Genomic DNA, 6741 nt, shown 5'->3' with positions numbered 1-6741 from the left:
ATGAACAGGTGGTCCTCGTAGCGGTCGAGCTTGGGGCGCTGCCGCTCGTGCGTCGCGTCCTCGACGGCGAGCGGGTTCAGCCCGAACTCCTCCGCGATCAGCGCGAGCTCCTCGGGCCTGGGCTCGCAGAGATCCATCCAGACGATCGTGTCCGGCTCCGCCAGGTAGTCGGACGTCTGCGCGGGCGGGAACCCCTCGGACTCGAGGTTGCCGTTGCGGTAGACCCGCGTGCTGATCACCGGCTAACGGTAACCGCCGGGGAAGTGGAGGCCGGTCCGCGCGCGCGGGGGTCGCGCACGGGCCGGCCTCCGGCTCTGGGGCGCCTCAGTAGCGCACGAGACCGGCCATCGCCTCGAGGCGGCGGATGCGGTCGTGGATCGGCGGGTGCGTCGAGAACAGCCGCGCCACACCCGCAGCGGGGCCGAACGGGTTCGCGATCATCAGGCTGGACACCGGCTGCACCTCGGGCGTGGGCGCCAGCGGCCGGGTGCGGGTGCCCTGCTCGAGCTTGCGCAGGGCGGACGCGAGCGCCAGCGGGTCGCCGGTCAGCCGCGCCCCGGACGCGTCGGCTTGGTACTCCCGCGAGCGGCTGATCGCCAGCTGCACGAGCGTCGCGGCGATGGGCCCGAGCACGATCAGCAGCAGCTCGCCGACGAGGCCACCGCCCTCGTCGTCGTCACGACCCCCACCGAAGATCATCGCCCACTGGGCCAGGTGGGCGAGGTAGACGATGACCGCGGCGAGCGCGCCGGCGACCGAGGAGATGAGGATGTCGCGGTTGGCGACGTGGGAGAGCTCGTGACCGAGTACGGCGCGCAGCTCGCGCTCGTCCATCAGGCCGAGGATGCCCTCGGTGACGCAGACGGCGGCGCGGCGCGGGTTGCGCCCGGTCGCGAACGCGTTGGGCGCCGTGGTCGGGGAGACGTAGAGCCGCGGCATCGGCATCCGGGCCGCCGTGGCCAGCTCACGGACGACGGCGTGCAGGCGCGGCTGTTCCCACTCGCTGACCGGGTAGGCCCGCATCGACCGAAGCGCGATGCGGTCGGACAGGAAGTAGGCGACGCCGTTCAGCCCGAGCGCGAGGACCAGCGCGACGACGAGTCCGGTCCGGCCGCCGATCAGGGACCCGACGAAGAGGATCATCGCCGACAGCAGGCCGAGCAGCAGAGCGGTCTTCAGCCCGTTGTGGCTGCCGCCGTGGTGGTGCATCTCCCCTCCCGGACCGGTTGCCCTGAGAACGCCGAGCACCGGCGCCGCGTTCCCACCGGAGATTGATCGGCCCGGCCGTCGAGATGTTGCGGACGCACGTACCATGTGCGGTGCACGCCGTCGGCGCCGGGTCGACCGTGCCGGAGGTTTCACCCGTGCCCAAGCAGCTTCACGAGCTCGACCGCGTCATCATCCGGTTCGCCGGCGACTCCGGCGACGGCATGCAGCTGACCGGCGACCGGTTCACCTCCGAGACGGCGGCGTTCGGCAACGACCTGTCGACGTTGCCGCAGTTCCCGGCGGAGATCCGCGCGCCGGCCGGGACGATCTTCGGCGTCTCGTCGTTCCAGCTGCACTTCGCCGACCACGACATCATGACGCCGGGCGACCGGCCCGACGTGCTGGTCGCGATGAACCCGGCGGCGCTGAAGGCCAACGTCGGTGACCTGCCGGCGGGCGCCGACGTGATCGTCAACACCGACGAGTTCACCCAGCGCAACCTCACCCGGGTCGGCTACACCGCCAACCCGCTCGAGGACGGCAGCCTCGCCGACTACCACGTGCACGCGATCGCGCTGACGTCGATGACGGTGACCGCGCTGGAGTCCTTCGGCCTCGGCAAGAAGGAGGCCGAGCGGGCCAAGAACATGTTCGCGCTCGGGCTGCTGTGCTGGCTCTACAACCGGCCGACCGAGCACACCCGCGAGTTCATCGAGCAGAAGTTCGCGAAGAGCCCCGAGATCGCCAAGGCCAACGTGGCGGCGTTCGAAGCCGGCTGGTCCTTCGGCGAGACGACCGAGGCGTTCTCGGTGCGCTACCAGGTCAAGCCGGCACCGATGCCCTCGGGCGTCTACCGCAACATCACCGGCAACGTCGCGCTGGCCTACGGCCTGATCGCAGCCAGCCAGCTGACCGGGCTCGACATCTTCCTCGGCTCCTATCCGATCACCCCGGCCTCGGACATCCTGCACGAGCTGAGCAAGCACAAGGCGTTCGGCGTACGCACCTTCCAGGCCGAGGACGAGATCGCGGGCGTGGGTGCGGCCCTCGGCGCGGCCTTCGGCGGCGCGCTCGGGGTGACCACGACCAGCGGCCCCGGGGTGGCGCTCAAGACCGAGACGATCGGCCTGGCGGTCACCCTCGAGCTGCCGCTGATCATCTGCGACATCCAGCGCGGCGGCCCGTCGACCGGGCTGCCGACCAAGACCGAGCAGGCCGACCTGCTGCAGGCGATGTTCGGCCGCAACGGCGAGGCACCGGTGCCGATCGTCGCGGCCCGCTCCCCCGCCGACTGTTTCGATGCGGCGATCGAGGCCGCCCGGCTCGCGACGAAGTACCGCGTGCCGGTCTTCCTGCTCTCCGACGGCTACCTGGCCAACGGCTCGGAGCCTTGGCACATCCCCGACGTCACGACGCTGCCCGACCTCACGGTGACGTTCGCGACCGAGCCCAACCACGACGGGGAGTTCTGGCCCTACCTGCGCGACCCCGAGACGCTCGCGCGGCCGTGGGCGCTGCCCGGCACCCCGGGGTTGGAGCACCGCATCGGCGGTCTGGAGAAGGCCGACGGTTCGGGCAACATCTCCTACACGCCCGACAACCACGACCGCATGGTCCGGCTGCGGGCGGCCAAGGTCGACGGCATCGCGCGCGACATCCCCGACCTCGAGGTCGACGACCCGTCCGGGCAGGCCCGCGTGCTGGTGCTCGGGTGGGGCTCGACCTACGGGCCGATCGGTGCGGCGGTGCGCAGCGTGCGCAACAGCGGCGGCCAGGTCGCCCAGGCGCACCTGCGCCACCTCAACCCGTTCCCGGCCAACACCGGCGACGTGCTGCGCCGCTACGACAAGGTGCTGATCCCGGAGATGAACCTCGGGCAGCTGGCATTGCTGATCCGGGCCCGCTACCTGATCGATGCGGTCTCCTACAACCAGGTCCGCGGGGCGCCGTTCACCGGCGACGAGCTCGCGGGCGTGATCCAGGACGTGATGAGAGATGTCTGACGGGGCCGCGCACCCGGTGTCGCTGCTGGGCCAGTCGGGGCTGGCGCTGATCCCCGCCGCCGACGCACCGCAGAACGCCAAGGACTACAAGACCGACCAGGAAGTCCGCTGGTGCCCGGGCTGCGGCGACTACGCGATCCTCGCCGCCGTGCAGGGGCTCATGCCCGACCTCGGCATCAAGCGCGAGAACGCCGTGTTCATCTCCGGCATCGGCTGCTCCAGCCGGTTCCCCTACTACATGAACACCTACGGCATGCACTCGATCCACGGCCGGGCGCCGGCGATCGCGACCGGCCTGGCATCGGCCCGGCCCGACCTGTCGGTGTTCGTGATCACCGGTGACGGCGACGGCCTGTCGATCGGCGGCAACCACCTGATCCACGCGCTGCGCCGCAACGTCAACATCACGATCCTGCTGTTCAACAACCGGATCTACGGGCTGACCAAGGGGCAGTACTCGCCGACCTCCGAGGTCGGCAAGATCACGAAGTCGACGCCGATGGGGTCGCTCGACCAGCCGTTCAACCCGGTGTCGCTCGCGCTCGGCGCGGAGGCGACGTTCGTCGGGCGCACGATCGACTCCGACCGCAAGCACCTGCAGGGTGTGCTGCGGGCAGCGGTCGAGCACCGCGGCGCATCCTTCGTCGAGATCTTCCAGAACTGCAACATCTTCAACGACGGCGCGTTCGACGTCCTCAAGGATCCCGACAGCCGCGAGTCGGCGATGGTGCGGCTCGAGCACGGGCAGCCGGTGCGCTTCGGCAAGGACGGCGAGAAGGGCATCAAGCTGATGCCGGGCGGGATGCAGGTCTGTGCCGGCGACGACCCCGACGTCTTCGTCCACGACGCCCACGCCGAGCAGCCCGCGATCGCGTTCATGCTGTCGCGCCTGGGCAACGTCGACGGCGCCGGCGTCACGCCCGTCGGCATCTTCCGCTCGGTGCAGCGGCCGGCCTACGACGACCTGCTGCGCGACCAGATCTCGGCAGCCCAGCAGGGCGGCGGCCGCGGTGACCTCGGCAGGTTGCTCACCAGCGCCGACACCTGGCAGATCGCCTGACCGGTTCCGATCGCGCACCTCATTTCCCGTAGTGCGGGCGCAACACTGAGGCGCAGCATCCGTTAGATCGGATATGTACCAGTCCGGGCTGCTGCCCGGAACCGGCTCGGTGCGGCGAGGTGGCGCGATGCAGGACGGGCTCGACGACGGCGCACTCGGTGAGCTGACCCGTCGAAGGTTCATGGGCTACGTGATCGCGGGACCGACGCTGATCGCGGCGGCGAAGCTCGGCTTGTTCCCGGCCGGCACGACCGCGATGTCGCCAGTGCCGACGCCCGACCAGATCTCGGACGTGGTCGACCTCAACGACCTGCTCACCAACGCGGCGAAGCCGACCTCGGGCCTCATCACGGTGGTGATCGAGCGCGACGGCAGCGCGTCGTTCGCCATGCCGCGGTGCGAGACCGGCCAGGGCATCACGACGTCGACCGCGATGCTCATCGCGGAGGAGCTCGACCTTCCGGTCGACAAGGTGCACGTCACGCTCGCCGACGCCCGACCGGAGCTGATGTTCAACCAGGCGACCTACGGCTCCAACACGACGATCTCGACCTACACGCCGTTCCGCGTCGCGGCGGCGGTGGCGCGCCGGCAGCTGCTGCAGGCCGCCGCGATCGAGCTCGACGACGACATGACGCGGCTGCGCACCAGCGGCGGGCACGTCCTCGCGCCCGACGGCACGCAGCTGTCCTACGCCGACCTCGCCGAGCGCGCGGCGAGCACCGTCACCCAGCCGGTGGAGGTGACGCTCAAGGACCCGTCGCAGTTCACGGTCATCGGTACGCCGCAGAAGCGGGTGGACGCGGTCGAGGCGGTCACCGGCCGCAAGCGCTACGCCATGGACATGGACGTCGCGGGCGCGCTGCCGACGATGATCTGCCGGGCGCCGACCGTCAACGGGACGGTGCGCGCGGTCCGCAACACGGCGGCCGTCACGGCGATGCCGGGCATCACCGACGTCGCACCGATCTCGACCGGCGTGGCCGTGCGCGGGCAGACGTTCGGCCAGTGCATCGACGCCGTCCGGGCGCTGGACGTCGACTGGGGACCCGGACCGGTCGACGGCGAGTCCGACGCCACGATCCTGGCCAGGCTCAAGGCGGCCGAGATCCCGCTCGCCGTCCCGTCACTGCCGGCCGGTGCGCGGACCGTCGAGAAGCTGTTCACCTTCTACTGGAAGAGCAACAGCGCGCTCGAGCCGCAGACCGCCATCGCCGACGTGAAGAACGGTACGGCGGAGGTCTGGGCCTGCATGCAGACGCCGATCTACGCGCAGCAGATGGTCGCGCAGCAGCTGGGCATCAGCCAGGACGCAGTGACCGTGCACGTCGTCACCGGCGGGGGCGCGTTCGGCCGGCGGATGTTCCCGAACGTCGCGGTCGAGGCGGCGGAGGCGGCGCAGAAGTTCGGTAAACCGGTGAAGCTCATGTGGCACCGCACCGACGAGTTCCGCTACGGGCGGGTGCACCCGATGTGCATCTCGCGGGTGCGGGCGACCTACACCGCCGGCAGCGTGCTGTCGTTCGAGCAGCGGCACACCAGCGTCGCGACGGACTACACGATGGCACTCGGCGAGATGCTCAGCGCCAACGGCGCGAAGCTCGTGCCGCTCGGCCTCGGCAACTTCCTCGAGTACTCCCAGTCGGTCTTCGAGACGACGACCAACGTGCCCTACAACTTCGGCGCCGTCACCCAGGCGCTCAACGAGATCATGGCGTGGGACACGTTCAACACCGGCAGCAACCGCAACCTGTACAACCCCGATGTCGTGACCGCCGTCGAGCTCGTGGTCGACGAGCTCGCCCGGCTGATGGGTCAGGACGCCTACGCGTTCCGGCGCACGTTCCTGCGCGACGCCCGGGCCCGCGCCGTACTCGACGCCGTCGCGAAGAAGGGCTCGTGGGGGCGGGCGATGGCACCCGGCACGGCGCAGGGCATCGCCCTGCACACCGAGTACAAGGGCGCGACCGCCGCGCTCGTCGAGATCGACGCGCGGCCGCAGACCACCAGCCGTCCGGTGGCCGACGGCGTCACCGGACCGCGGGTGACGAAGGTCGTGTTCGCGATCGACGCCGGTCTGCCCATCAACCCGCTCGGGCTCGAAGCCCAGATGATGGGTGGGATCATGGATGCGATCGGCCAGGTGCTGACCGAGAGCCTGCACCTGCGCAACGGCGCGTTCCTCGAGGGCAGCTGGGACAACTACTTCTACAGCCGGCAGTGGAACACCCCGCCCGAGCTCGACGTCATCGTGCTGCCACCCACCACCGGCGAGCCGGGCGGCGCGGGCGAGTTCGGGGTCGCGGCCACAAAGGCGGCCACCGCGTCGGCGCTGATGCGCGCGACCGGGCAGCTGCCGACCGAGTTCCCGGTCAACCACAACCGGCCGCTGGGCTTCGAGCCCTACCCGACGGTGCCGTCGATCCCGCAGTCACCGACCGACGGCCTGCACCACACCTACTGACAGGA

Annotated in this window: 5 protein-coding genes; 3 read left to right on the top strand and 2 right to left on the bottom strand. The window is 70.5% G+C overall.

Annotation, left to right across the window (positions count from 1 at the left end):
- The coding region (locus tag VFJ21_12890; GenBank protein ID HET7408016.1) for a CorA family divalent cation transporter at nt 1-239 on the bottom strand (239 nt) is incomplete at its 3' end.
- Nucleotides 240-324: 85 nt separating this feature from the next.
- Entirely contained in the window at nt 325-1209 is an 885-nt protein-coding gene (gene htpX / locus VFJ21_12885) for a zinc metalloprotease HtpX (GenBank protein ID HET7408015.1), read from the bottom strand.
- A 155-nt stretch (nt 1210-1364) separates the two neighbouring features.
- Here htpX and VFJ21_12880 point away from each other — a divergent pair, with 155 nt between their 5' ends.
- From VFJ21_12880 to VFJ21_12870, 3 genes are all read left to right on the top strand, one after another.
- Nucleotides 1365-3212 (top strand): 2-oxoacid:acceptor oxidoreductase subunit alpha, encoded by a 1848-nt coding sequence (locus VFJ21_12880; protein ID HET7408014.1) that lies wholly within the window; start codon nt 1365-1367, stop codon nt 3210-3212.
- Nucleotides 3205-4272, top strand: coding sequence for a 2-oxoacid:ferredoxin oxidoreductase subunit beta (locus tag VFJ21_12875; protein ID HET7408013.1), 1068 nt, complete (start codon nt 3205-3207; stop codon nt 4270-4272). The genes VFJ21_12880 and VFJ21_12875 overlap by 8 nt, the downstream gene beginning before the upstream one ends.
- A gap of 127 nt (nt 4273-4399) precedes the next feature.
- Complete coding sequence (locus VFJ21_12870; protein ID HET7408012.1) at nt 4400-6736, top strand: molybdopterin cofactor-binding domain-containing protein; 2337 nt, start codon at nt 4400-4402, stop codon at nt 6734-6736.
- The last annotated feature ends 5 nt before the right edge of the window (nt 6737-6741 follow it).

It is taken from the genome of Mycobacteriales bacterium (genome assembly GCA_035690485.1).
In the GTDB taxonomy this organism is placed as follows: domain Bacteria; phylum Actinomycetota; class Actinomycetes; order JAFAQI01; family DASSKL01; genus DASSKL01.
Note: the sequence above shows the minus strand (reverse complement) of the source record. Positions and strands in the feature narration are given on the sequence as shown.

Bases quoted from the DNA above. Each gene is read 5' to 3' on its own strand.
- htpX (HET7408015.1), bottom strand. From the start codon at position 1,209: ATGCACCACCACGGCGGCAGCCACAACGGGCTGAAGACCGCTCTGCTG.
- VFJ21_12875 (HET7408013.1), top strand. From the start codon at position 3,205: ATGTCTGACGGGGCCGCGCACCCGGTGTCGCTGCTGGGCCAGTCGGGG.
- VFJ21_12870 (HET7408012.1), top strand. From the start codon at position 4,400: ATGCAGGACGGGCTCGACGACGGCGCACTCGGTGAGCTGACCCGTCGA.